The organism is Sulfurimonas hydrogeniphila, from assembly GCF_009068765.1.
Taxonomy (GTDB): domain Bacteria; phylum Campylobacterota; class Campylobacteria; order Campylobacterales; family Sulfurimonadaceae; genus Sulfurimonas; species Sulfurimonas hydrogeniphila.
This window is the reverse complement of record NZ_CP035534.1, coordinates 1,708,842-1,732,413: the sequence shown is the minus strand read 5'-3', so window position 1 is coordinate 1,732,413 and position 23,572 is coordinate 1,708,842. Positions and strand designations below refer to the sequence as shown.

Sequence of the window (23,572 nt, the reverse complement as noted above, 5' to 3'; positions counted from 1 at the left end):
CTCTAAGTATATAGGCTTACGAGGGAATTTCGTTTGTATTATACAAAAAATGGAGTCTAAAGTCAAATGAATGATATTCTAATAAATAAATATATTACATCAAAACGATTTGCCATTTATGATACTTTAGAACTTTATGATAGTAATCTAAAAAAGGCAAAACAATCATATATTCCCCTTTCTGTTTTAGAGGTTAGTTTACGAAATAGCATAAATAGCTTATTTGAAAGGTTTTATGGTGCTGGATGGATTGTAAATGAAGCACAATTCTTAAAACACAAAGAGATAGAAAAAATAGAATCTGCAAAAGATAAAATAAGAAAGAATCGTGAAGAAATTACTCAGGATAAATTAATATCTGAACTTTCATTTGGTTTTTGGACTGCACTTTTTCAATCTGCTTATAACGATAAGATGAGAACAGCCTATCTTAAACAGATATTTCCAAACTTACCACCAAAAAACAGAGAGTTAATAGATAGAAAAAAAATATCTGCAAAGTTAAACAACATCAGAAAGTTTAGAAATAGGGTTTTTCATCATGAAAATATTATAAAAGATGAGTTTGTAAACATAGAGAGTGAGATATATGAGATACTAAGCTATTTTGATGATGAAGTGTGTGCATTTGCAAAGAGGGTGAATAATGAGTGAGTTATATGAGCTTCCTGCGGGCTGGGAGTGGAAACAGTTAGATGATATATCTAAATTAATTGGTGGTGGAACACCGAAAAGAAACATGAATGAATATTGGGATAATGGGAATATTGTATGGTTATCTCCAACAGATTTGGGAAAAATAGGAGATATAATTTATATTTCTGATTCCAAAGATAAAATTACTCAACAAGGATTAGATAAAAGTTCAGCAAAACTTTTACCAGTCGGAACTGTCCTTTACAGTAGCAGAGCGACTATTGGGAAAATAGCAATTAACACAATTGAAGTATCTACAAATCAAGGCTTTACAAATTTTATATGCAATGAAAATTTAAATAATCGATATTTAGCATATATTTTAAGTAGATTTACACCTGAAATTACTTCATTATCAAATTCTACAACATTCAAAGAAGTTAGTAAAACAAGTTTAAAAAAGTTTCAAATTCCTCTGCCTCCACTCCAAGAACAAAAAAGAATAGTTGTAAAACTAGATACTCTTTTTGAAATGATAGATAAATCAATAGCCCTGCATCAAAAAAATATGGATGAAGTTGATGTTTTTATGGGAAGTGTTTTGAATGAGGTTTTTGGAGAGTTGGAAGATAAGTATAATATTGTGAAAATTGAAGATATTGCTAAAATCAAAGGTGGTAAAAGATTACCTAAAGGTAAAAAACTTCAAGAACAACCTACTCAACATCCATATATAAGAGTAGCAGATTTTTTAAATACTGGAACTATTAATCTAAAAAAGATTCAGTTTATTACAAATGATATATATGAAGCAATCAAAAACTATACAATAACATCTAAGGATTTATATATAAGCATTGCAGGGACAATTGGTAAAACTGGAATTATTCCTCAAAAACTTGATGGAGCTAATTTAACAGAAAATGCAGTTAAATTAGTGTACATAACTCAAAATATCGATAACAAATATATATATTTTATGACTAATTCAAGTCAATTCAAAAATAGAATAGGGTTAGCTACAAAAACTGTTGCTCAACCTAAATTAGCTATTAGAAGATTAGCAGAAGTTTTATTGCCATTACCACCATTAAACATCCAACAAAAAACAGTAACCTATTTAGATGAAATCTCTTTACATGTAGAGAAGCTAAAACAGGTTCAAAAAGAAAAAATGCAAAGTCTGGTAGCATTAAAGGCTTCCATCTTAGACCAGGCATTTAGAGGGGAGTTGTAAAATCAAAACTATGCTGTTTTTTGATTAGATTTTTGACTGAACGGTGACCTTTTTTGCCTCAAACATCTCTATCGCCTTTTGGATCATCGGCTCTTTTGTGATGTCTGTGCCGTTTGTTTCATCTTGCACAGAAGGCTCGTCACAGTTTGTCACACAGCTTGCAGCACCGCCTGCTTCAATGTCCTCGACGGTAGAGCCGCTTTGCATTTCGGGCTGTTGTTCGACGGGTTGTGATGCCTGTGTCTGTGGTTCCTCTTCTGTTTCTATCTTCGTGCAGGCAACTCCTTTTATTTTTGTCTCAAAACTAAAGGTTTCACGAACAAGCTGTTTAATGACCGCATATCCGTGTTTGAGCACTTTTTTACACTCTTCGTCCGCACAACTCTCCCAAGTAAGTATGTTTTTTTCATAGGAAACAAAGCGAATATTTTTTGTAAAACACTCACCAAGTGCATAGTTTCTGTCTGTGATTCTTTCTATGAGCGTTTGAAAAGTGAGAAGATGCTCATTGGGCGGTATTTCCTGCGTATTTTCTGCAGAGGTTTCTTTTGCGACTTTGCCGTTCATCTCAGGGGTAGTTTCCTGCATTTTTATTTTTACAGGAGAGGAGCTTTGCACCTCTTTTTTCTCTTCCTGTGATACAATAATTTCAGGACGTTTCACATCTTTTTCAAAAGATTCTATCATCTGGTCGATTTCCCGTATTTTAAGCGCTTCTGTCATCTTGAAAAATATCATCGAAAGCACAAAGGAACCATCGGCATTAATACTGAAAAGATATTTTGATTCACTCAGTATTCTAAAAAACCTGTCAAGTACCAGTGTAGAAAAAAGAGCATCCTGATTATACATTTTATCTTTGAGATAAGCGATGAGTTCGTCTACAACCATTTCACTTTCGTAATCTTCCAGTTCTTTTGTATACTCTACCAGCCGTGCATAATCTTTTGCAAAAACAGTATCGAAAAGTTTACTGATAAACTTTGGGTCAACCAGCCCGAGCATATCTGTAACGGTACGAACATCAACATGGTTTTTTGAGTAGATTATTGCCTGATCAAGCAATGTCAGCGTATCACGAAGACTTCCGCTCCCGCTTCTTGCGAGAATTTCAAGCGCCTCTGTTTCATACTCTATCCCCTCAAGTTGCAAAATATGGGCAAGATGATCAACGACCTTGTTTGTGGCAATACTTTTAAATCGAAAATGCTGTGTTCTGCTTAAAATTGTTGCAGGAAGTTTGAGCGGGTCAGTGGTTGCAAGGACGAACTTGACATATTCTGGTGGTTCTTCAAGTGTTTTAAGCAGGGCATTAAAAGCCTCTTTTGTGAGCATATGTACTTCATCAATAATGAAGATTTTATATCTGGCAACGGCCGGTTTGTATTTTGTCTGTTCTATAAGGTCACGAATATCGTCGATTTTACGGCTGCTTGCCCCGTCCATCTCTATGATGTCCATATGACGATTCTCTTTTGCCATCACACAGTTGGAACATTTGTCACAAGGTTTATGGCTCATTCCTTCTTCGCAAATGAGTGCTTTGGCAAAGATACGGGCAGTTGAAGTTTTTCCGCTCCCGCGCAGCCCTGAAAACAGATAGGCATGAGAGAGTCTGTTTGAATCAAGTGCAAGTGAGAGAGTCTGTGCTATCGTCTCTTGACCGATAAGTTCATCAAAGTTTGACGGACGATATTTTCTGGCTAAAACTTCATGCGCTTCTTTCAAATTCATACTCCAAATTCAGGTAAATAGATTTTAGCAGAGAGTGGATTAAAAGATGATTTAATGAAACTGTTTTTCCTGGTAAATCAAAGGTACAAATACAAAACCTGCATATTCCTCTTGCTGTATTCTGCCATCTTGAAGTTTTTTAAACTTAAAGATGGAATTGCCTACCGGTATGACAAGTACACCGTTGGGTTTGAGTTGTTCAAAAAGTGAAAAAGGAATTTCCGGTGCACTGGCAGAGACCAGTATCTTGTCAAACTGTTCTCCCGGTTTTCCTAACTCTTTGCCTGCTTTTTCGATACGGCACTGCCCAAAACCAAACTGCGAAAGGTTTTTTTGTCCAATACTGACAAGCCTCTCAACACGTTCCATGCCCGTAACATGACCGGTTTCACCTACAATGGCGCACAGGAGTGATGTAGTCCAGGCGGAACCTGACCCTATATCCAAAACAGAGTCTCCTTGGTGTGGTTGAAGCAGTTCAAGCATAAAAGCAACTGTTGAAGGCTGAGAGATTGTCTGTCCTTCGCCGATGGGCAGGGGAGCATCTCTGTAAATTGCTTCTTCAAAACCTTCGGGCACAAAATATTTTCTGTCAATTTTTTCAAAAGCTTCTATGATTTGTGGTGTTTTTAAAACGCCAGAATTTTGCATGCTTTGAATGAGTTCACGGTTTGTACTCATATTTGCTCCTTTTGTCTGAAATTTATCTGCAATAAAGTATTCTTTCCATATCATAATGTAAAGCATCTTTTGTTTTGATGATGTTTTTAAATTTTTTTACAAGGATGAATTATGAAATTAGACAATACAGTTATAATCGTGGCAGACTTAGGGGAATTAAAAGCATATAAAACAGTAAAACATGAAGATATTTATAACAATGAATTGAAAATTAACTACTCTTTGGAATTGGTGAATGCTGAGGATTTTATTGAGGGCAGAAAAAAACTCCATGAACTCAAAAGTGATGCCAATGGCAGAAAAGGACACGCAACAATTGAAGAACACAGTGTTGAAGAGACGATTGCAAAAAGAACACTTACTGAGGTGGCAGAAGATATAGATATGATTGTACAGCAGATACAGCCAAAATCTCTGTTTTTAGCATTTCCACAGGAGAACAATGCCGAACTGCTTGATAAACTCAGCCAGGAAACAAAGGCTGTTTTGAAAAAGAATGTGGCGCTTGATTTGGTGAAAATCGATAAAAACAAACTGTTTGAGTATTTTAACTAATGGGAACTTTTAGTTGATATAGAGTTAAAAGATTATATAATCTTTTAAAAATATCAAATGGTTCTCATGAAAAAATTTAAAGAGTTGCGTAAAAAAGCAAATAAATTTATATACAAAAGCTATGAAATTCAAGAAGATGAAGATAAAATAGCTCTGCACTTTCACTATCAACTTGATGAAGAAGGAAAAACGACTGACTTTCTTCATCGTCTCAGCATTAAAAAAAATGAAAAAATATCTACAGATTTTTCTATGCAAAATATTGTTTTTCATATCGGCCTTGCAGAAGCCATCAGTTACTACAAAATCGCTCTGCCGCAAGAGTTTGTCATAGAATGCGGAACAATAAACGAAATGCAGAAAAAATGGTTTGAAAAGCTTTATTTTAATGGGCTGGGGGAGTATATTTATCTCAATGGCATCGAGGTAAAGCAAGAAGATCTTGTTCGCTTTACATGTAAAGGCAAGACATTTGACAAAACAGCTTTATGCACACAGCAAAACATCATCATACCGATTGGCGGAGGAAAAGACTCTCTTGTAAGTTATGAGCTTTTAAAAAAGGAGTTTCCTGATGCATTGATGTTTTCTATGAACCCTATTGTTGCTTCACAAGAGATACTGAAGCAGCATCCAAAACATGCGATAGAACTAAAAAGAGAGCTTGACCTGGAGAAAATTCTGGATTTTAATGCGCGTGGCTACTTAAACGGACATATCCCTTTTTCCTCCATTGTCGGCTTTATCTCCATTTGGCTTGGTCTGCTGTATAAAACGAAGTACATCGTCCTTTCAAACGAATCAAGTGCCAATGAAGAAAACATCATCTACAACGGACAGAAAATCAACCATCAGTACTCAAAATCTATAGAGTTTGAAAATGATTTTCGGGAGTATGTTTTTAGTTTTATAACGGAGGATGTAGAGTATTTCAGTTTTTTGCGTCCTTTGGACGAGATACACATTGCCAAGCTTTTTGCCAGCTTTGCAAAAGAACACTTTTTTACGTTTCGCAGCTGTAATGTTGGCAGCAAGCGCAATGAATGGTGTGGCAAATGCCCAAAATGCCTATTTACCTATATCATGCTGTGCAATTATATAGAGGACGCTGCACTGCAAAAAATATTTGGCAAAGATATGCTTGACGATTTGGCACTGCAAGAACTTTTTGACGGACTTTCCCAAAGTGATGCCGTCAAACCTTTTGAGTGTGTGGGGACCTATGATGAGGTCAATTACGCATTAAGCAAAAAATATTATTCGTGTTCTCAACAAGAATTGCCGTCCCTGTTGAAAACCTACAAACCAAAAAATATGGAATATCCTTTACATGTAAACTATGACGGGCAAAACAATCTGCCGCAAAAATTTAAAAAGAACCTTAAAAGCCATGTTGAAAAACTTAGTTTCTGATTTAAAACAGTATAAAAGTATCGGGATTTTCGGTTTTGGTGTAGAAGGGAAGTCTTTTTATAATTTTGCACAAAAATATTTACCGGGTACTGAACTTGTTATTATAGATAAAAATCATCCTTCTTGTGATGAGAATTATTTGGACAGGCTCCATGAAGCAGAACTGATTATCAAATCACCCGGTATCTCTTTGTATAATTTGGACATTGATTATCACTCTTTTCATTTTTCTTCTACAACTGCACTGTTGCTCAAGCATTTTAAACATCAGATTATCGGAGTAACGGGAACAAAAGGCAAAAGTACCCTTGTAACACTTATAGACAGTTTGTTGAAAAATGCAGAAAAAAAGAGTATTTTATGTGGCAATATCGGTATACCCGCTTTTGATATGCTCGAAGAGATCAGTGCTGAGACAAAAATAGTGATGGAACTCTCCTCTCATCAGCTCTTACATGTAACGCACTCCCCTCATATTGCGATTTTGACCAATCTGTTTGAAGAACATTTGGATTATTACAAAGATGTACAGGAATACTATGCAGCCAAGTTCAATATATACAGGTATCAGAGCAAAAAGGATGTTTTTATCTATAATCTGGCGCAAAAATTGGACTGCGGATATAATGTATATGAAAATGAACTCAAATACAGTGTGGATTTCAGTCTGCAAAACGGGTTTATTCATCAATCTACTTTGCAGATACTTGAAAAACTCAAAGAAATTTTGGCACTCGGTGATGAGGCATATATGCAAACACTTAACACTTTTCAAACGCTTCCTCACAGGCTGGAATTTGTCAAAGAAGTCAAGGGTGTGTCTTATATAAATGACTCAATAGCAACAATCCCTCAGGCTACCATAGAGGCTGTGAAAATTTTAAAAAATGTTGATACGCTTATAATCGGGGGGAATGACAGAGGTGTGCATTATGAAGTGCTGATAGATTTTTTGCTTGCAAGTGATGTCGCAAACATCATACTTTTTTCAGATACAGGGAAAAAAATTTATGATGCTTTACATGTAAAAGTGAAACAAAAAAATTTGTTTTTGCAAAAAAACTTGCAAGAGAGTGTCAAAAAAGCCTATAATATAGCAAGAAAAACCGTGTTGTTCTCTCCTGCTGCTTCGAGTTTTAACGAATATAAAAACTTTGCAGAGCGTGGGGATGAGTTTAAAAGAGCAGTTAAGCAATTAAAAGGATAGACAATGGCGTTTATAGATGTGGATGAAGATAATTTTGATGTTGTTTTGGCAAGAGAATTTGAAAAAGAAAAATTTGTCGTTTTAAAGTTTGGTTCTTACTACTGTGATGCATGCCAGATTATGGACATGGAGCTTGAGGAGTTGTGTGACAGGCTTGCGAATGTCTCTGTTTTGAGCATTGACAGCGGAAAGTCGGAGTATCTGACACAGCGGTATTTTGTTGAAGAAGTGCCGACTACTTTGATATTTAAAGAGGCAGAGAAACAGCTTTTTTACAGAACAGGGATTACTCTTGCCGATGATATGATAGATGTGATTTTGAAAGAGTGTTAAGGACTTAATCTCAATTTCGAAACCGGTACTTCAGTGCCGGCTGTTGTAATACTCTTGTCACTCTTAGCCCGCACTGAAGTACGGGTTCCTAAAAACATGAACACTAGCTGTTTGTGTTCATACTTTCAAGAAACTCTTCATTCGTAGATTTTTTGCCCATAGTGTTGTAGATAAATTTGAGTGCTTCGACTTCGTTATCCTGTTTATGCAGCATCTGACGAAGAATAAATACCTTCTGCAATACTTCTGGACCGATAAGGAGTTCATCTTTACGTGTTCCTGATTTGAGAATGTCAATAGCAGGGTAGATACGTCTGTCTGCAATTTTTCTGTCAAGGACGACTTCCATATTTCCTGTCCCTTTGAACTCTTCAAAGATAACTTCATCCATTCGGCTTCCCGTATCAACCAAAGCTGTGGCAATAATAGTCAAACTGCCGCCGTTTTCAATGTTTCTCGCCGCTCCGAAGAAACGTTTTGGCTTATGCAGGGCATTTGCATCCACACCACCCGAGAGCACTTTTCCGCTTGAAGGGGTAACTGTGTTGTAGGCACGTGCAAGACGAGTGATAGAATCCAGGAGAATAACGACATCACGACCAAGCTCTACTCTACGTTTTGCTTTTTCTATGACCATCTCGGCAACTTTTACATGGTTTTTTGCAGGCATATCAAAGGTAGAACTGTAGACTTCTCCTTTGACGCTTCTCTCCATGTCTGTTACCTCTTCTGGGCGTTCGTCCACAAGAAGTACCATCAAATCAACTTCAGCATGATTTGTCGTAATACCGTGTGCAATCTCTTTTAAAAGCTCTGTTTTCCCGCTTCTTGGAGGCGCAACTATCAAACCGCGCTGTCCCTTTCCGATAGGGCAAAAAAGATCCATCATACGGCCTGTCAAGCCTTTTTCACGGTATTCGAGTTTGAGCTGTTCTGTCGGATAAAGTGGTGTGAGGTTTTCAAAAAGAGGTCTTTTCTTACTCTCTTCCGGAGGAAGGGAGTTGACTGCTTCTATCTTTATAAGCGCGTAGTAGCGTTCCTGATCTTTGGGAGGACGAACCTGACCCGTTACAACATCTCCGTTTCGCAGAGCAAAGCGTTTGATTTGTGTGTTTGATACATAGGCATCATTGATACTTTCATTAAAACTCTGATCGATTGAACGGATAAAACCGTAACCGTCTTGCATGATTTCCAAAATACCGCTGAAAAGAATATAGCCGCCCTGTGCAGTCTGCGCTTTGAGTATTTCAAAGATTACATCCTGGCGTTTGAGTTCATTTGGCTGTTCAACACCAAGCTGTGTCGCTATATCAACAAGCTCTTGAATGCTTTTTGTACGAAGTTCTTCGACACTTGAGCCTTTTACAGGAGTGTGTGTTCTGGATTTTGAATTGTTTTTATGATTGTTTTTAGTGTTTTTACGCGATTGTGTGGAAGATTCATGTTCACTCATATGTATGACTGCCTTAATTGATTAGGATTGAAATTGTAGGAAAGATTCAAAGATACCTTGTGTATCTGTCTTGTTGCTGGAATTTTACAATAACTCTGACGCTATTGTCAAGTTTTTGCATTTTTAGGCGTAAAGTTCTTTGTTAAAGGTATCAAACTCTTTGAGTGTTTTTTCCAGAAGCTTCTGTGTTTCTTTGAAAATATTGAAAGGTTCCTGTACTTTTTGCAGTGATCTGTCAAACATTTCTACAATATTTGTTTTGATAGTATTGTTGCGTGCCTCACTGTTGTTTTCATTGGGTTGAAACAGTGCGGCTATTTTTTTTGCAAGCTTTGTTACCGGTGATTTTGGGGCATCTTCGCTTAACTCCTGTATAAATTTGTCTATATAAGGCTGAGCCGTTTTCATGAAAGCTTCTATCTCTTTTTGGTCCTGAGCATCGATGCCGTTTGTATCTATGGAGAACTTAAATGAGGACATTGAGGAAAAGCTCATTGATGTTTTGCGTGAACTGCCATCTGTCTCATAATTTGCAGAGGCAGACTTCTCGTTTGCAAAGTCCATTGTTATAACGTCTCCGCTTGAGGTTTTCATGGTAATGTTCAAATCATGGCGGTAGTAACTGTTTGCTGCATAAGATGTGTTCATTTTTCTTTTCTTCTCTTTTTTACTTTTAATCTATATCGGTAATAATGAAAAATTATCAAATGTAAATGATGTTTTCTATACAATTACATTATGAAGAACAAGTATAAAATTTTAGTAACAAATGATGACGGATATGAGGCGAAAGGACTGCTGTGTCTGGTGGAAGCTTTACGTGAGCTCCCAGATGTGGAGGTGACTGTTGTGGCTCCGGCAAATGAAAAGTCTGCCTGCGGACACTCTTTGACCCTGACAAGACCTTTGCGTTTTGTAGGCATTGAAGAGAACTTTTTTAAACTCGAAGACGGAACACCCACTGACTGCGTGTACCTCTCTTTGAATGCAATTTTTCAGGGAGACAAACCAGACCTTGTTGTCAGCGGGATAAACAGAGGTTCCAACATGGGTGAAGACATTACCTACAGCGGAACCGCTGCAGGTGCTATGGAAGGTGTTTTGCACAATATTCCCTCTGTTGCGATTTCGCAGGTAATGGATTTTACCAATCCCAAGGGAGATTTTACGCTCGCTCAAAAAACAATCAAAAAGATAGTGACAAAAATACGAAATGAAAAGTTCCCTCTGCCTGAGAGAGAATTTTTAAATATCAACATTCCTCCGGCAGTTGAAGAGGCACAGATGAAGATAACCTATGCAGGGTACAGGATCTACTCGAATGAAGCCGATGTGCACAGTAATCCACGAGGCGAGAAACACTACTGGCTTGGGCTGCATCCTCTGAATTTTCGAGCAAGAGAAGGTGTCAAAGGTGTGAGCGATTATGAAGCAATACGTGACGGATTTATATCTGTGACTCCGATTATGCTTGATTTGAGTGCGTACAAAAGCATGAAAACATTAGAAGAATGGTTGGACTGATGCAAAAATATGACCGCATAAAACTTGTGTTAAAGGATGATTTTTCTAAACTCGAAGATGCTAAAATATTACTGCTGGGTGTCGGCGGTGTCGGCAGCTTCTGCCTGGACTGTTTATACAGAAGCGGTGTGAAAGATATCACGATTGTAGATTTTGATACCTATGACAAATCAAACCAAAATCGTCAGATGTGGTCGGAACTGCATGAAGGTGAGACAAAGGTAGACGCCTTAAAAGAGCACTATCCGGAGTTACATGTAATCAACAGACGCATAGACGAAGCGTGGGTGCAGGAGTTTGATTTTGAACCGTATGACTTGGTACTTGATGCAATAGATGACAGAAATGCAAAACTCGCAATCGCACAAAAATGCCATAAAAAACTCATCTCTTCTTTTGGAAGTGCCAAAAGGCTTGATCCGACAAAGGTTCAGGTGGGTGATATCTGGAAAAGTTACGGCGATAAATTCGGTGCAAAAATTCGGTATGAATTGAAAAAACGCGGTTTTAACAAAAAATATAAAGTGATTTTTTCAAGCGAGGAAGCAGTCATAAAAGAAAAAGGCAGCTTTATGGGTGTCACGGCAACTTTCGGTCTGACCATGTGTGCCGAAGCAATCAAAAAGCTAAGAGAGGAAAAATAGGATTTGTTTGATTTTTTAGAGAGCGACTGGTTTAATATAGGGCTTGAGGTTGTTTTTATAATTTTAATCTCTTATGATGTAAAAAAATATTTTGAGACAAAAAAGAGAGAATATATTATCAATATTGTCCTGACAATAGCTTTTGCAATATGGGCGCTTTATCCGTACTATAACTCCTACATCGGTTGGGAAGAGGAACAGAAAAAAGAGATGCTTTCGCACTGCAGCGGTGACGAAAACTCTACGAAGCTTTGCAAATGTCTGGATGATGCCACTTTCAAAGAGTATACCTATGATGAGTATAAAAATCTGGACAAAAACAGTACGGAGTATAAAGAGTTTGTAAAAGATGCAAAAGAGGAGTGTCTGGATGATTCATGGTTTTGATTTGAGTTCTGATCTTGTTTGTGAGGGGATTGTCGGTGACGGCTGCGGAGGCGGACGTATTTTTTATGTTCAAGATGAAAAACTGAAAACCTTTGACCCCGTGACAAAAAAGTCTATGATACTCCTGGATAATGTGGGAAATGTTCAAAAAATCAGTAAATCTGCCTGTATTATTACAATAGAGTGTTCAGATCAAACCAGAGAGTTTGATCTTTCATCACTGTAGTTTTCTGACACATACCAGTTTGTTTGTATTGCATTTATCCGTTGATGAGATGAAACCGTTTCCTGTATAGACGGTATAAGCATTAAATCCGTCACTGCTTTTGTCTATATCTTTACTCCAGTACAGCGCAGTATCAAGGTGCCTGAATTTTGCTTTGAGTTTTTTTGACTCTCCCAGGTGTTGCAGTTCCTTTTTTGTCGGCAGTCGCCAGTCATCTTTTTGCGCTGCATGTAATGCTTTACAGTAACTGTTTGCCAGTTTCCATATACCGTTAAACTTCTGCATATCCTTTGTATCAAGCCATTGTAACTCTTGCGTTGTATCTGTAACGCTGTTTTGTGCCTGTGCACAGGAGAACAAAACAAAAAGCAGTATAAAAATTTTTTGCATTGCCAAACCTTTTTATTTGAAACTCATGAGCGCATACCCGTCATTTTGGTATCTGATGGTATCTAAGAAACTGTTTTTTGAAATCTTTACAAAAGGCAGAACATCTTCTTTTTCAATAGCATTATGTGCCAGAGACATAGCGCAGGCAGTGATGGTGACATTTTTTCTTTTTGCAAGTTTCTTGAGGTATTGCTGGGATTGTTTTATATCTTGGACATCTTCATCCGGTACTGTCATGTCGTAATCTTTTGCCACCATTGCAACGCAGGAGCCGTGAAGTGTCAGTGCTACTTTTGCAGTATCTCCCTGTTCTTCAATCATATCTATAGTTTTTCCGACAAGCCACATACGGCTTTTTATATAAGATGCATCAGCCGAACTGCAGTCAAAGACAACTTTATACTCTCTGGCATTGACAAGTACACTAAAAAGGCTGAGAATTAAAAAAACATTTTTCATATTCTTACTCTAAGCCAAAAACATTTGAAAGTGTGTTAATGTAGTTAAAGTAACCGGTAATAGCAACTGCTTCGACTATTTGGATATCACTCCAGCCGAGTTTTTTCAAGTTGTCTATCTCTTCTTTTGTAACTTTGTAGTTGTCTTTTTTGGATGCGCGTATACAGAAGTTTAAAAGTGCTTTTTCTGCTTCATCAGCATCCAAATCATCGACACCCTGTAAAACTTCTTCGATTCTCTCCTCACTCATACCTAACATTTTTGCGATACTTTTATGGACATCTACACACATTTTACAGCCATTTTCCAAAGATATAAGCAAAGCGATAGACTCTTTTATATCGTATGAGAGTGTTGTTTCATCCAAAAGGTATTTTTGTATCATTGTGTCTGTTGCAAAGTAAACTTTTTCATCAAGAGCCAAGAGTTTGAATATCTCTCCGAGTTTTCCTGTTTTTTCTAAAATAGGTCTTGCTTTGTCCTGAATTGCAGGGCTCATTTCTTCAAATTCCGGTAGTTGTATATATGCCATATTTTTTCCTTTGTATCTAATTTTTTTTGAAATCTGCAGGGTCTTTATATTCTATTGTCGGCAGCAGATATGCAGTAATCAGTAAAATAGTACTAAAAATTACTACAACAAGTAAAGCGTGATCTTCAAAATAATGAAATATTTGCACTTTTCCCAAATCCGGACCCATGAAGTTTTTTATCTGAGGGTAAAAAAGCGTAAAAACCGCTCCACCGACCATTCCTCCCAAAACGCCGACAAGGGCATCTATTCGGCCCTCAGATACCGAAACAAAAAAAGCAGAGGGACATTTTCCTAAAATAACCAAGCCGATACCAAAAAGTATTGCCCCCGTGATAAGTCCTGCAAGTAAAACAGGTTTTACAGAATAAGAAGCATAACCAGTCTGTACCAAAATATAAAATCCCAGGCTTGAAAGTGCAACGGTTGTCATCGCCATACGAGGAACAAGGGTATCTTCAAAAAGCATAAAACCAGCCATTTTTTCAAATTTATCCAATCTTGAGTATAAAATAACGGCACCAAAAACAAAGCCTGTAAACAGTACCGTCCAAACAGAACCATGTCCTTGCCTTGCCACTATATCAAACATATGTACAATTCTATCTGTCATTTTTGCAAACCTTTTTTTTGTAAAAAAATCTTCCTGTTATCACACCTGTTCCCAGCGCAAAAACGGCAAAGATTACACCACTGAGTGCCAATTGACTGCCACCGGACAAAATATGCCCGGCATTGCATCCGCCTGCTAGTCTGGCACCAAATACAAGCAGAAATCCGGCAATAAAACTCCAAAGCATACGAGATTTGACTGATCTGTTTTTTCTCTCTTTCCAGAGTGTGGGGATAAGACTCAAATGAAAAGACTTTGTTACAAAAATTGACATAAAAAGTCCGCCAAAGAACAGACCGATCAGCATGACACCTTCCCATGCTCCGGATTGTTCTATCTCTGCTGTATAAGCATAACTATCTGCATCCAGTCCAAATAAAACAGTTGCAAGGTACGCCATTCCGGTTGAAGCACCGATAGGACGATTCGCTCCAAAAGTTGAAAAACTAAAATAAAAAAGTAAACTCATTGCAATTCCGCCAACCCACCAAGGTATCTGTCTAGGCATATAAACTCCATTTTAAATAAATAGTGTAAAGCTACACTTTACAATTTAAATTATATGATATAATTCTTAATCAGTTATTAATTAGGATGAAAAATGGATTATAAAATGTCTGAACTTGTGGCAAAAACAGGTGTTCCAAAATCGACTATACTTTACTATATAAAAGAGGGACTCTTGCCAAATCCTGTAAAAGTAAAGGCAAATGTTCATAAATACAATGATGAGCATATAGAGCTCATCAAATATATCAAGTATATGAAAGAGGAGATGGGTAGCAGTAACGAACAGGTGAAACTGGTTTTAGAGAAAAAAAACAATTCATTTTCAAGTTCTTACACAATGCTGGCACCGCTCATGAATACTTTAAGCGGTATTGAGATTCACAGCGAGCACTACAGCAAAAAAGAGTTTACAGAGCATTTTGATATTGATGAGGAACTCCTGGAAAGGTTGCTTGCTGATGGTGTTTTAATGCCAATAGGGGAGAATGATTATACTCAAAAAGAAGCTTGTATAGTGAATTTGATAGAGAACTGCAGGGAAGTCGGGGTTGATTATGAGTTGATAAAAGAGTATGTAAAACATGCCCGGGAATTGGCAAAATTGGAACTTAAAATGCAGGAAAAACTATGTGCACTGCGAGATGATAAAAATTTTTCTGCTTTGTGGAAAATAGTATTTGATACACTTTTTAAAACCAAAGAGTATATTTTCAACCGTGCAACATACAAAGAGTTCTACAGAGCAATCAAACAGGAACTGATTGGAACATAGACTTTTTAAAGGTATAGGTAAATATGCTTCCTTTTCCCGGTTCGGATTTTATATCAAGATGTATATCGGCTTCATCTATGATTGATTTGACGATGCTCATACCTATGCCAAACCCGTTTTTATATTCATTTTCCCTGTAGTAGCGTTCGAGAATTTTTTGCGGGTTTTGGATGCCTTTTCCATAATCTTGGATACTCAGACATATATTCAGTTCATTGTCATGGAAAAGCTTTATCTCTATTTTACTTTTTGCAAATGAAAACTTTATGGCATTGGAAAGTGTGTTGTCAACGACTCTTTGCAGTTTAGTTGTGCTGAAAAACAGTACAGGTTGTCCTACCTTACATGTAAAGAGAAGTTTTATCTCTTTTAACTGGCAGATAAGTTCAAAATAAGAGACACGCTCCTGTAAAAAGTCGTAAAGGTTAATGGGCTCATTTTTGTATTCAACTCTGTTTTGTTTTATGAGATAATCCATGTCATTGTAAATGGTGGCAAGAGAGCGTGTTGCTGATTTTATGCGGTTGAAATATTTGTTTTTGCCGTAAAGCGCATCAAAAAGGTCAACATTTACATTGATGATGCTCAAAGGGGTGTTGATTTCATGCATAGACTCTTTGATAAAATCATCGAGCTTTTCATTGACTCTTCTGAAGGGTTTTGAAAAGCTTTTTAAAAAATAAAAAGAGAGCAGCAAGATGAGCGTAATGATTCCAAAGGCAATGAGGCTGGCTTCAAAAAAAACAGGAGCGAAAGAGATTTCTGTTTTTGTGACCAAATAGTTTGCAAAAAAGTATTTTTTATCCGGGAGTTCTGTGATGAGGTATCTATGAGAACCTTTGGAATGGTATCCTGGCATATAGGAGGGGAGGGGTTCGTCTATTTGTGTATAGACCGGAGTAAAATCTTTTTTGTAAAGACCTGAGGCAAAAGAGGCAAACCTGGGAAACTCAAAGATCTCCTGAGGATGGTTTCCAAAGTTGTCCATGGCTTTTATGATGTGCGCCTGGATGGATTTGAGTTCCACTTCTGTTTGCACTTCCTGCAGGTTTATTTTATGATTGATATACAATGACAAAGGCGTCAGGAGTATAAAAGAGACAATCAGTGTATAAATAAGACTGTATTTTTTTACAAATTTTTCTTCATTGACAATCAAGCCGGTATCCTATGCCGTAAATATTCTCAATGACATCCTTTGGCAGCTTTCTTCTTAAGTTGTTTATCTGCACTCTCGCATTGGCAGCTTCAACATTGTTCTCCCAGATCTCTTCATACAGCATTTCAAAAGTGACAATCTGGTTTCTGTGTTTGATGAACAGAGTAAGAATATCATTTTCTGTTTTGCTCAGTTGAATCTCTCCCGATATACCGATAAGTTTTCGGTTGTTAACATCATACCGGTAGTCACAGGGAAGTTGGAGCATATCACTGTCGGTTTTAAAACAGTTGGATTTTAGGGCATGTTGTACTCTTAACTGTAATTCGATTAAATCAAAAGGCTTTTTAATATAGTCACAACAGCCGTTTGCATACCCCTGCAGCATTGCATCGGCACTTGACATGGAAGTGACAAAAATTGTAGGAATGTTCTTTCCCTCATCTCCGAGTTCTTTTCTTAAAGAAAATCCGTCAAATTCTCCGGGGACATTGACATCCAGAAGGAGCAAGTCATACTCTTTGCAAAAAATGGCATCAAAAGCATCACTGCTGTTCTCAAAACTGTCTACTGTATAGTCTTTTGAGCTGAGAAATTCTTCAATGCTCTCTTTTAAAATTGTCTCATCTTCGAGCAAAAGTATTTTCATTTTATCTTTCCTCTTGAAATTTTTTGAGAGTTGGCATCCAGCAAGAGGGATATTAACTCTTCTTTTGTGTATCTGTTGAGTTTGTTACGTAAATTTTTCTCCAAACAGGCCCTGTCTTTTTGTGTTGTGCATTTTTTCAGTGAAACAAGCTCTTTTGCTGTTAAGTCGGTATAAGGGTCAAAAGCTTTGTCTTTATTGACAATAGTAGAATAAAGATCTTTTCTTGAGTAGCTGAAAAAGCTTTCAAGTTCATTCTCAAAACTGCTGAAAAGTTTGAGTTTTTCTTGTGAAAGTATAAGTATAAAGTAACCTATACGTTCTGCTTTGGAGTTGAGAATGACTTTTGATATGTAGAGATACTCTTCGGTCTGCACAGAACCCAGACTTTCAAGTTTATTCAAGTCCAGTCTGCGGAGATTTTGAATGTGATTGATGTTTGCTCCGTTGTTTGCCACTATCATATTGGCAATCCGAGGATTGTTTTTTAGCAGTACGGACTGGTTTTGGTATTTGTCATCGAGGAGTGCAATCATATCTATATCGTACTGGGCAAAATATTTTTCAAGGGAAGCAAAACGTTGAATAACTTCCACAAACCCGAGACACTTTTTGTTCTCTACAATAGGAATAGAAGCGATAAGCACAAGCCGTCTTGCCGCTTCATAGGAGAGATGCGGGCTGAGTGTTTTTTTCATCTCTACCAAGTCAGGACGGTAGGCTTTGACATTGACACCCGCATCACTGTTATCCCAGCTGCGTGCAAATATAGTAATGTCTTTTGAAAGAATCTGAATACGGATTTTTGAACCGCTGAAAGTTTCAAGTGCCTTCATATGTGTCTGGAGAATTTCATAGGCTTTTTTTGCATCATTGTTTTTAAGCGCACGCTGGAGTGTTTCGTTTTGAGAGAGGGCAAAGGCAAAATTAAAAGCCCGTGCCTTTTCATTTTCTATCTGTTTGTTTAAAATATTGAGTAAAACAGTATGCACTCTGTCAGTAAACTCCTGCTTGTTTTGTGTATAGAAGTAGCCTATAAAAATTACCAGCATTAACAATATTACAGCGAGATATTTCTGATAGAGTTTCATGTTCTTTTTACTTCATACATAAAGAATGTGTATTATTTTTTATAATAATACACAAATCTTGGCGTTAAATTACTTAATTTTGACGTATGCACATCCCTGTCTTTGCAAATTAACGATTTTAATGATGCCCGCAGGTGTTTTTTTCACATAATCCTGCAGTTGCTCATCTTTGACATGTTTTTTCTTCATAGTGTTGCCACAGGCAAAAAAGTTGATGTTGTCTCCGCCAAGCTGTTTTAAAGATTTAAAACGTGAAACTGTTCCGGCACCTGTCGGGCCTCCGTGCTCACAGTAAGGCATTTTAACAAAACCTGTGCCCTTAAAATCTTTCATCATGTATTGAAGACATGGACCAAAAGCGACAACATTTATCTCATACGGAATAAGATGTTTGTCAAAATAGCTGGCTGCGTTATTAATAGTATTGAGCATCAGGTGTATACGTTGAATATCGGGAAAATCACACTGATAGACTATTTTGACTACATCATTTTCTTCTTCTGCGTCACTGTTTTGCGCATAGAGACCTGTTCCGAGCAACATAAGTAATGCCACTGTTGAGAGTTTTTTGAATAATTTCATTGTCAATCCTTTAAAAAGCTGCTGTTATTTGAATAGCAATACGGTTCCCCATATTGTCTAAAACTTTTTGTGCATTTGCATTACCCGGAGCTTTTGCATCCCGTATCATGTAGTTCAGATCGACTCTTGTTGCTCCTTTGAATCTGTATGAGGCACCAAGCGTTAGGGTTTTAAAGTCACGTTCGCCTTTGGTGTCATTGGTCAGACGGTTTAAGTAGTCATATCTGCCAAATACTTCAAACTTTCTCTGAACGATTTCATACTGAAGATTCACATATCCGCCATCCGCTTTGTTTTCACTGCCTGCAGCGAATTGAAACTGCCAGTTTTCAGTCTGCGGATCAGGATCTGTATCTTTTGCACCGGTATAAATCATCCCAGAAGCTCTCATATATTCTCCTTCGACTCTGATGCCGTCTTTATGGTAGGTAAAGCCTAAACCGTATCGTTTGCGGTCTGCATCAATTTGGGTTGTTGCTGTTCCGTTGTTGGAGAGAAGTTTTCTTTTTCCGCTTTGTCCCCAGACAAACATTTTGAGTGAATTTGTATAGTATCCTTTGCCGGGATTTGCAAAAATTTTCTCCAGTGCAAGATATCCGTAGTGGGTTGCCTGTGCATTTGAACTGCTCATACTGATACCGTTTCCGTTTCCGTACATGTAAGCATAAGAGATGTTCCATGAATCTACCAGCGGCAAGGTGTCGAAAATCTGCACACCCGTATCTCTAAAAGCGCCGATTGGTCTGTTGATTTCTGTGCTGGTATAGTGAACTGTCTGTGCACCGCCTGCTGCTGCACCTGTCTGTGCTGCTCCTACTTTTGTTACCTGTCGTTCTAAAAGCTGTTGAAATGTCATAGAAGTAAACTCGATGTAAGGAGAGACAAAGACAGCCTGCAAGCCCTCTTCACTTCCCGGATATTTGAACATACCGGCTCTGATTTTCGCCCCTTTTATATGTTTGAGTGTTACAGAAGCATCTGTAAAATAAGTACCGACATTTCTATGTCCGGCAAGATTGTTGACACCGTTGTTTCCAAACTCTGTCATAAAAAAGTAGTTGACAAGGTTGTCATTGTCAGCCATCCCTCTCATCGCCAAACGTGCCCGAAAAAGACTCATACCGGATTGCGATTCCAGGTCAGGGTTTAAAAGAGAAAAAGGTGTTTTGTTTTTACCGTCAGGAGCAATCAAAACTTTTCCCTCGTCTTTTTTGTAATTTGCCTGAATGAATCCCCAGACTTTCGGTTTGTGACTGCGATATGGAACGATTACCCCTTTTGGTGCAAAAAACTCCGGTTGATACCCTTGCAGCTTGAGCCAGTCGGCCGCCTCAATTTGTGAAGCACAGACGAGACCTGCCAGTCCAAGAAGCTTTATTTTTAAAGTTGTTTTCATATTTTCCTCCTATGAAAGATGTCGGCAGTGTAAAACAAGAGTGAAAAGAAAGTGTAAAAAAGAGAATTTTTAGAACCTTTAACTAAAAGCAAAGCTTTCTAAAAGTACTATATCTAACTTTTAAAATATACTTAAGGATTTTGAATGGCTGAAATACATTTGGATACCAAAGCTTTTTTGGTCTCAGAAACAGATACGAAAGGGATTATCCGTTTTGCCAATGATGAGTTTTGTCATTATGCCGGATACAGTGTTGATGAACTTGTTGGCAAACCGCATAATATTGTCCGTCACCCAGATATGCCGCGTGCCGCTTTTAAAGATTTGTGGGATACGATAAAAAGCGGGAAGCGATGGCGGGGCTTTGTAAAAAACAAGGCAAAAAACGGTGACTACTATTGGGTTTTTGCCACGGTTTACCCCTTTACCTCCTGTGACGGGCAACCGGGTTATATCTCCTGCAGAAGAACAGTTTCAGAAATGGAAAAAGAGAAATATGAAAAAATTTATAAAGAGATGAGAGCAAAGGAGCGCCACAATGGTTAATTTTTTAACAAAGATTTCAGTAAGAAACAAGATGCTGCTCAATGTTGCAGTGCCTCTTGCGGTCATTGTCATCATAGCCATAAGTGCAATTTACAGTCATTTGCAAAACAGTCAGCAGTATGAAACATACAGCATCATCGTCGATCTGGATCAAAAAATTTCCAAAGTTGTGCATGAGACACAAAAAGAGCGGGGTGCAACTGCCGGATTTTTGGGTTCAAAAGGGAAAAAGTTTGCACAAAAACTTGTCTCGCAAAAAGAAGAGACTGACAAAAAAATTCAAGAACTGCAAGAGTATCTGCAAAACGGGAATGTCATCAGTCTGTTGGATAAAGATGTCAAAGAATACCTTGAAAAAGCATTACAGGATCTCTCAAGGATAAATACCATTCGTTCTCAGGTGACGGCACAGAGTATGGGAGCAAAGGAGGCGATTGCCTACTATACACAAATGAATGCAAAGTTTTTAAATTTTATAGCAAAAGCTTCTTTGCAGGCAGCGGATGCACAGCTCAGTGCCGAGACCCTGGCGTATTATGATTTTTTACAGTCCAAAGAGAGAGCCGGCATAGAGCGTGCAGTCGGAAGTGCCACTTTCGCAAATGACAAGTTTATCAAAGGGGCAAAAACAAAACTGGCAGGACTGATCTCTGAACAAGAGGCATTTATGAGCAGCTTTGAGACCCTTGCCTCAAAAAAAGATATTGCATACAAGAGAGAGATTCTGCAGGGTAAGGTGATTGAAGAAGTCAAACGGATGGAAACCATTTTGCTGAGTGCCAAAGAAATTGGCGGTTTTGGTGTGGATGCCACCTACTGGTTTGATACGATTACAAAAAAAATAAACAGACTCAAAAAAGTGCAGGAAAAAATAGAAAAAGGATTGAACGGCAGTGACAAAAGAAGCAAAGAACTCTTTCAGCTTGCCATAGACATCGCAAACTTTGTACATGAAACACAAAAAGAGAGAGGTGCTACAGCAGGGTATATAGGCTCAAATGCCAAAAAATTCGTTACCAGACTTCCGGCACAGAGAGCCGCAAGTGATAAAAAACTGGCAAGGCTTAAAGGTGATATCAAAAGTTTTCATTTTCAAAACTATCCGCATGAATTACAAAAACGCGTAAATCAGTTTTTGCAAAAAATTCAAGAATTACAGGGTGTAAGAAAGCGTGTGACATCACTGGATATTGATGTAAAAAGTGCTCTAAATACTTATACTGCCGCAAATACATCTATGCTTGATACGATTGCCTATATGACACATTTGGCAACAGATATAAAAAGCGGAAGAAAGCTCATTGCCTATTACAGTTTTTTAATGGCAAAAGAGAGAGCAGGCATAGAGCGGGCAGTGCTCTCAAATGCTTTTGCCAGAAATAAATTTCTGCCGGGTATGAAAGAGAAATTTGTAAAACTCATAACAGAACAAAAAAGTTTTTTGAGAGTATTTCGCTCTGTAGCCCCTTCCTATCTGGTGGCATATTATACAAAGCAGATGGCTATACAGGCAGTGCAGGAGGTTGAAAAGATGCGAAAAATTGCGCTTGAGGCCAATACCATAGGCGGATTTGGTGTGGATGCTTCTTACTGGTTTGATACCATCACGCAAAAAATCAATCTTTTGAAGAAAGTGGATGACCGCCTGAGCCAAAATCTTACCCGGTTGGCACATGAAAAATATGAGAATGAAAAAAATGCGCTCTATCTGTATCTTTTTGTAATGCTTTTTATTATTTTGTTTACAGCAGTGCTTTCGTGGCTAATCAGCAAAAATATCACACACTCCGTTTCAAAAATAAGCAAAGGGATGGAACAGTTTTTGGAGTTTTTAAACAGAAAACACAATGTAATCGAAAAGATTGATTTGTCTGGCAGTGATGAACTCGCCCGTGTTGCAAAAATGGTCAACGAACAGACAGATACAATAAATGAAGGAATAGAGAATGATATGCTCTGTGTCGGAGAGTCAATTCTTACTCTCAATAAGGTACAGCAGGGTTCTTTTAAATGCAGAGTCAACTCCGAGGCAACAAACTCGCAAATCCAGACTTTGGCAAACACAATCAATAAAATGCTCGATACCCAGGAAAAAGTGATGGACGATATACTCGAAGGTCTTGAAAAGTATGCAAACTATAACTACCTGGATAAGATTGTTCTTGATGCAAAAATTACAGGAGAGACAAAAGCGGTTGTAGAGAGAGTCAACAATCTTGGCGATGCCATCATAAAACTTTTGAACGATTCCTATAACAATGCAAATGCACTGCTTGAGCGGGCAGATATGCTTGAGTCAAAAATGCAGGAATTAAACAGTTCTACGGCTTCACAGGCAAAAGAGCTGAGTGTGACAACGCAGGCGGTCAATACTATAGCTCAGACCATAGAAGAGACATCCCAAAAAGCAAATGAAGTTGTCAGCCAGTCACAGGATATTAAAAATGTGATGCAGGTTATCAGTGATATAGCGGATCAGACAAATCTGCTGGCACTTAACGCGGCCATTGAAGCAGCACGTGCGGGTGAGCATGGACGCGGATTTGCCGTTGTTGCCGATGAGGTAAGAAAGCTTGCAGAGGGAACACAAAAATCACTGGCTGAAATCAATACAACAGTGAGTATCCTGACGCAGTCCATTACCGATGTTGAGGCCAATATTTCCGAACAGAGCGAGAGTGCGAATTCTATTAACAAAGCAGTTGATGAGGTAAATGCTATGACAGAGCTTAATGCACAGACTGCGGCTGAAGTCAATGAGGTGGCAAGGGATGTTAAAGAGATGTCTCTTAAAGCCTTGAGCGAAATAGAAAAAAATAAATTTAACAAAGTGTAAAGTTTTG

The 23,572-nt window shown here is 37.9% G+C and carries 26 protein-coding genes and 2 pseudogenes; 14 read left to right on the top strand and 14 right to left on the bottom strand.

What is annotated here, in order from left to right:
- The first annotated feature begins 66 nt into the window (after positions 1–66).
- Complete coding sequence (locus ETP70_RS09100; RefSeq protein WP_151900890.1) at positions 67–654, top strand: Abi family protein; 588 nt, start codon at positions 67–69, stop codon at positions 652–654.
- Positions 647–1,873 carry a restriction endonuclease subunit S gene (locus ETP70_RS09095; protein WP_151900889.1) on the top strand — a complete coding sequence of 409 codons (1,227 nt, stop codon included), beginning with the start codon at positions 647–649 and terminating at the stop codon, positions 1,871–1,873. The genes ETP70_RS09100 and ETP70_RS09095 overlap by 8 nt, the downstream gene beginning before the upstream one ends.
- A gap of 24 nt (positions 1,874–1,897) precedes the next feature.
- Here ETP70_RS09095 and ETP70_RS09090 read toward each other — a convergent pair whose 3' ends face one another.
- Both ETP70_RS09090 and pcm read right to left on the bottom strand, forming a co-directional pair.
- Complete coding sequence (locus tag ETP70_RS09090) at positions 1,898–3,601, bottom strand: DNA polymerase III subunit gamma/tau (protein ID WP_151901541.1); 1,704 nt, start codon at positions 3,599–3,601, stop codon at positions 1,898–1,900.
- A gap of 57 nt (positions 3,602–3,658) precedes the next feature.
- Positions 3,659–4,288 carry a protein-L-isoaspartate O-methyltransferase gene (pcm, locus tag ETP70_RS09085; RefSeq protein WP_151900888.1) on the bottom strand — a complete coding sequence of 210 codons (630 nt, stop codon included), beginning with the start codon at positions 4,286–4,288 and terminating at the stop codon, positions 3,659–3,661.
- Between the two features lie 111 nt (positions 4,289–4,399).
- Here pcm and ETP70_RS09080 point away from each other — a divergent pair, with 111 nt between their 5' ends.
- The 4 genes from ETP70_RS09080 (at position 4,400) to ETP70_RS09065 (ending at position 7,796) form a co-directional block, all read left to right on the top strand.
- A complete protein-coding gene (locus ETP70_RS09080; RefSeq protein WP_151900887.1) occupies positions 4,400–4,843 on the top strand; it encodes a host attachment protein in 444 nt (147 codons plus the stop codon).
- A 66-nt stretch (positions 4,844–4,909) separates the two neighbouring features.
- Entirely contained in the window at positions 4,910–6,256 is a 1,347-nt protein-coding gene (locus ETP70_RS09075) for a MurL-like N-terminal domain-containing (protein ID WP_151900886.1), read from the top strand.
- Positions 6,237–7,463, top strand: coding sequence for a Mur ligase family protein (locus ETP70_RS09070; protein WP_188109977.1), 1,227 nt, complete (start codon positions 6,237–6,239; stop codon positions 7,461–7,463). Before ETP70_RS09075 ends, ETP70_RS09070 begins: the two co-directional genes overlap by 20 nt.
- Positions 7,464–7,466: 3 nt before the next feature.
- Entirely contained in the window at positions 7,467–7,796 is a 330-nt protein-coding gene (locus ETP70_RS09065) for a thioredoxin family protein (RefSeq protein ID WP_151900884.1), read from the top strand.
- A 103-nt stretch (positions 7,797–7,899) separates the two neighbouring features.
- Here ETP70_RS09065 and rho read toward each other — a convergent pair whose 3' ends face one another.
- Both rho and ETP70_RS09055 read right to left on the bottom strand, forming a co-directional pair.
- Complete coding sequence (gene rho, locus ETP70_RS09060; protein WP_151900883.1) at positions 7,900–9,252, bottom strand: transcription termination factor Rho; 1,353 nt, start codon at positions 9,250–9,252, stop codon at positions 7,900–7,902.
- 123 nt (positions 9,253–9,375) lie between these two features.
- Positions 9,376–9,900 (bottom strand): hypothetical protein, encoded by a 525-nt coding sequence (locus ETP70_RS09055; RefSeq protein ID WP_151900882.1) that lies wholly within the window; start codon positions 9,898–9,900, stop codon positions 9,376–9,378.
- A gap of 90 nt (positions 9,901–9,990) precedes the next feature.
- Here ETP70_RS09055 and surE point away from each other — a divergent pair, with 90 nt between their 5' ends.
- Genes surE through ETP70_RS09035 form a run of 4 tightly spaced genes read left to right on the top strand, consistent with a single transcriptional unit; the run spans position 9,991 to position 12,033 of the window.
- The gene (gene surE / locus ETP70_RS09050; protein WP_151900881.1) at positions 9,991–10,776 is read left to right on the top strand and encodes a 5'/3'-nucleotidase SurE; all 786 of its coding nucleotides are present in this window, start codon (positions 9,991–9,993) and stop codon (positions 10,774–10,776) included.
- Positions 10,776–11,420: a ThiF family adenylyltransferase gene (locus ETP70_RS09045; protein WP_151900880.1), complete on the top strand. Its 645-nt coding sequence runs from the start codon at positions 10,776–10,778 to the stop codon at positions 11,418–11,420. Before surE ends, ETP70_RS09045 begins: the two co-directional genes overlap by 1 nt.
- 3 nt (positions 11,421–11,423) lie before the next feature.
- On the top strand, positions 11,424–11,807 hold the full coding sequence (locus ETP70_RS09040; protein ID WP_151900879.1) for a hypothetical protein: 384 nt from the start codon (positions 11,424–11,426) through the stop codon (positions 11,805–11,807).
- Complete coding sequence (locus ETP70_RS09035) at positions 11,791–12,033, top strand: thiamine biosynthesis protein ThiF (protein ID WP_151900878.1); 243 nt, start codon at positions 11,791–11,793, stop codon at positions 12,031–12,033. The genes ETP70_RS09040 and ETP70_RS09035 overlap by 17 nt, the downstream gene beginning before the upstream one ends.
- Here the strand turns inward: ETP70_RS09035 and ETP70_RS09030 are convergent.
- The 5 genes from ETP70_RS09030 to ETP70_RS09010 are packed head-to-tail and all read right to left on the bottom strand — an operon-like array spanning position 12,025 to position 14,535.
- A complete protein-coding gene (locus tag ETP70_RS09030) occupies positions 12,025–12,423 on the bottom strand; it encodes an Lcl C-terminal domain-containing protein (RefSeq protein ID WP_151900877.1) in 399 nt (132 codons plus the stop codon). The genes ETP70_RS09035 and ETP70_RS09030 overlap by 9 nt on opposite strands.
- 12 nt (positions 12,424–12,435) lie before the next feature.
- Positions 12,436–12,882 (bottom strand): DsrE family protein, encoded by a 447-nt coding sequence (locus ETP70_RS09025; RefSeq protein ID WP_151900876.1) that lies wholly within the window; start codon positions 12,880–12,882, stop codon positions 12,436–12,438.
- A 4-nt stretch (positions 12,883–12,886) separates the two neighbouring features.
- Complete coding sequence (locus ETP70_RS09020; protein ID WP_151900875.1) at positions 12,887–13,414, bottom strand: carboxymuconolactone decarboxylase family protein; 528 nt, start codon at positions 13,412–13,414, stop codon at positions 12,887–12,889.
- Positions 13,415–13,430: 16 nt separating this feature from the next.
- The gene (locus ETP70_RS09015) at positions 13,431–14,027 is read right to left on the bottom strand and encodes a YeeE/YedE thiosulfate transporter family protein (protein ID WP_151900874.1); all 597 of its coding nucleotides are present in this window, start codon (positions 14,025–14,027) and stop codon (positions 13,431–13,433) included.
- On the bottom strand, positions 14,017–14,535 hold the full coding sequence (locus ETP70_RS09010) for a YeeE/YedE thiosulfate transporter family protein (RefSeq protein WP_151900873.1): 519 nt from the start codon (positions 14,533–14,535) through the stop codon (positions 14,017–14,019). The genes ETP70_RS09015 and ETP70_RS09010 overlap by 11 nt, the downstream gene beginning before the upstream one ends.
- 93 nt (positions 14,536–14,628) lie before the next feature.
- On the opposite strand from ETP70_RS09010, the gene ETP70_RS09005 reads away from it, so the two are divergent.
- Positions 14,629–15,309: a MerR family transcriptional regulator gene (locus ETP70_RS09005; RefSeq protein ID WP_151900872.1), complete on the top strand. Its 681-nt coding sequence runs from the start codon at positions 14,629–14,631 to the stop codon at positions 15,307–15,309.
- Here ETP70_RS09005 and ETP70_RS09000 read toward each other — a convergent pair.
- From ETP70_RS09000 to ETP70_RS08980, 5 genes are all read right to left on the bottom strand, one after another.
- Positions 15,284–16,468, bottom strand: a complete 1,185-nt coding sequence (locus tag ETP70_RS09000; protein ID WP_151900871.1) for a sensor histidine kinase — start codon at positions 16,466–16,468, stop codon at positions 15,284–15,286. The genes ETP70_RS09005 and ETP70_RS09000 overlap by 26 nt on opposite strands.
- Positions 16,455–17,117: a response regulator transcription factor gene (locus tag ETP70_RS08995; RefSeq protein WP_151900870.1), complete on the bottom strand. Its 663-nt coding sequence runs from the start codon at positions 17,115–17,117 to the stop codon at positions 16,455–16,457. Before ETP70_RS08995 ends, ETP70_RS09000 begins: the two co-directional genes overlap by 14 nt.
- Complete coding sequence (locus tag ETP70_RS08990) at positions 17,114–18,205, bottom strand: cache domain-containing protein (protein ID WP_151900869.1); 1,092 nt, start codon at positions 18,203–18,205, stop codon at positions 17,114–17,116. The genes ETP70_RS08995 and ETP70_RS08990 overlap by 4 nt, the downstream gene beginning before the upstream one ends.
- 69 nt (positions 18,206–18,274) lie before the next feature.
- A complete protein-coding gene (locus tag ETP70_RS08985) occupies positions 18,275–18,787 on the bottom strand; it encodes a DsrE family protein (protein ID WP_151900868.1) in 513 nt (170 codons plus the stop codon).
- 10 nt (positions 18,788–18,797) lie between these two features.
- On the bottom strand, positions 18,798–20,183 hold the full coding sequence (locus tag ETP70_RS08980) for a porin family protein (RefSeq protein ID WP_151900867.1): 1,386 nt from the start codon (positions 20,181–20,183) through the stop codon (positions 18,798–18,800).
- A 144-nt stretch (positions 20,184–20,327) separates the two neighbouring features.
- Between ETP70_RS08980 and ETP70_RS08975 the strand changes: the two genes are divergently transcribed.
- From ETP70_RS08975 to ETP70_RS12820, 3 genes and pseudogenes are all read left to right on the top strand, one after another.
- A complete protein-coding gene (locus tag ETP70_RS08975; protein WP_151900866.1) occupies positions 20,328–20,729 on the top strand; it encodes a PAS domain-containing protein in 402 nt (133 codons plus the stop codon).
- A pseudogene (locus ETP70_RS12825) lies at positions 20,722–22,329 on the top strand (nitrate- and nitrite sensing domain-containing protein); the annotation flags it as partial. The gene ETP70_RS08975 and the pseudogene ETP70_RS12825, both read left to right, overlap by 8 nt.
- Positions 22,330–23,166: 837 nt before the next feature.
- Positions 23,167–23,565: pseudogene (locus ETP70_RS12820) on the top strand (methyl-accepting chemotaxis protein); the annotation flags it as partial.
- Positions 23,566–23,572: the final 7 nt, after the last annotated feature.

Excerpts from the sequence above, each read along its gene's own strand:
- ETP70_RS09100 (WP_151900890.1), top strand. The coding sequence starts at position 67 with ATGAATGATATTCTAATAAATAAATATATTACATCAAAACGATTTGCC.
- ETP70_RS09095 (WP_151900889.1), top strand. The coding sequence starts at position 647 with ATGAGTGAGTTATATGAGCTTCCTGCGGGCTGGGAGTGGAAACAGTTA.
- pcm (WP_151900888.1), bottom strand. The coding sequence starts at position 4,288 with ATGAGTACAAACCGTGAACTCATTCAAAGCATGCAAAATTCTGGCGTT.
- ETP70_RS09080 (WP_151900887.1), top strand. The coding sequence starts at position 4,400 with ATGAAATTAGACAATACAGTTATAATCGTGGCAGACTTAGGGGAATTA.
- ETP70_RS09075 (WP_151900886.1), top strand. The coding sequence starts at position 4,910 with ATGAAAAAATTTAAAGAGTTGCGTAAAAAAGCAAATAAATTTATATAC.
- ETP70_RS09065 (WP_151900884.1), top strand. The coding sequence starts at position 7,467 with ATGGCGTTTATAGATGTGGATGAAGATAATTTTGATGTTGTTTTGGCA.
- rho (WP_151900883.1), bottom strand. The coding sequence starts at position 9,252 with ATGAGTGAACATGAATCTTCCACACAATCGCGTAAAAACACTAAAAAC.
- ETP70_RS09055 (WP_151900882.1), bottom strand. The coding sequence starts at position 9,900 with ATGAACACATCTTATGCAGCAAACAGTTACTACCGCCATGATTTGAAC.
- surE (WP_151900881.1), top strand. The coding sequence starts at position 9,991 with ATGAAGAACAAGTATAAAATTTTAGTAACAAATGATGACGGATATGAG.
- ETP70_RS09045 (WP_151900880.1), top strand. The coding sequence starts at position 10,776 with ATGCAAAAATATGACCGCATAAAACTTGTGTTAAAGGATGATTTTTCT.
- ETP70_RS09035 (WP_151900878.1), top strand. The coding sequence starts at position 11,791 with ATGATTCATGGTTTTGATTTGAGTTCTGATCTTGTTTGTGAGGGGATT.
- ETP70_RS09030 (WP_151900877.1), bottom strand. The coding sequence starts at position 12,423 with ATGCAAAAAATTTTTATACTGCTTTTTGTTTTGTTCTCCTGTGCACAG.
- ETP70_RS09025 (WP_151900876.1), bottom strand. The coding sequence starts at position 12,882 with ATGAAAAATGTTTTTTTAATTCTCAGCCTTTTTAGTGTACTTGTCAAT.
- ETP70_RS09020 (WP_151900875.1), bottom strand. The coding sequence starts at position 13,414 with ATGGCATATATACAACTACCGGAATTTGAAGAAATGAGCCCTGCAATT.
- ETP70_RS09015 (WP_151900874.1), bottom strand. The coding sequence starts at position 14,027 with ATGACAGATAGAATTGTACATATGTTTGATATAGTGGCAAGGCAAGGA.
- ETP70_RS09010 (WP_151900873.1), bottom strand. The coding sequence starts at position 14,535 with ATGCCTAGACAGATACCTTGGTGGGTTGGCGGAATTGCAATGAGTTTA.
- ETP70_RS09005 (WP_151900872.1), top strand. The coding sequence starts at position 14,629 with ATGGATTATAAAATGTCTGAACTTGTGGCAAAAACAGGTGTTCCAAAA.
- ETP70_RS08995 (WP_151900870.1), bottom strand. The coding sequence starts at position 17,117 with ATGAAAATACTTTTGCTCGAAGATGAGACAATTTTAAAAGAGAGCATT.
- ETP70_RS08990 (WP_151900869.1), bottom strand. The coding sequence starts at position 18,205 with ATGAAACTCTATCAGAAATATCTCGCTGTAATATTGTTAATGCTGGTA.
- ETP70_RS08985 (WP_151900868.1), bottom strand. The coding sequence starts at position 18,787 with ATGAAATTATTCAAAAAACTCTCAACAGTGGCATTACTTATGTTGCTC.
- ETP70_RS08980 (WP_151900867.1), bottom strand. The coding sequence starts at position 20,183 with ATGAAAACAACTTTAAAAATAAAGCTTCTTGGACTGGCAGGTCTCGTC.
- ETP70_RS08975 (WP_151900866.1), top strand. The coding sequence starts at position 20,328 with ATGGCTGAAATACATTTGGATACCAAAGCTTTTTTGGTCTCAGAAACA.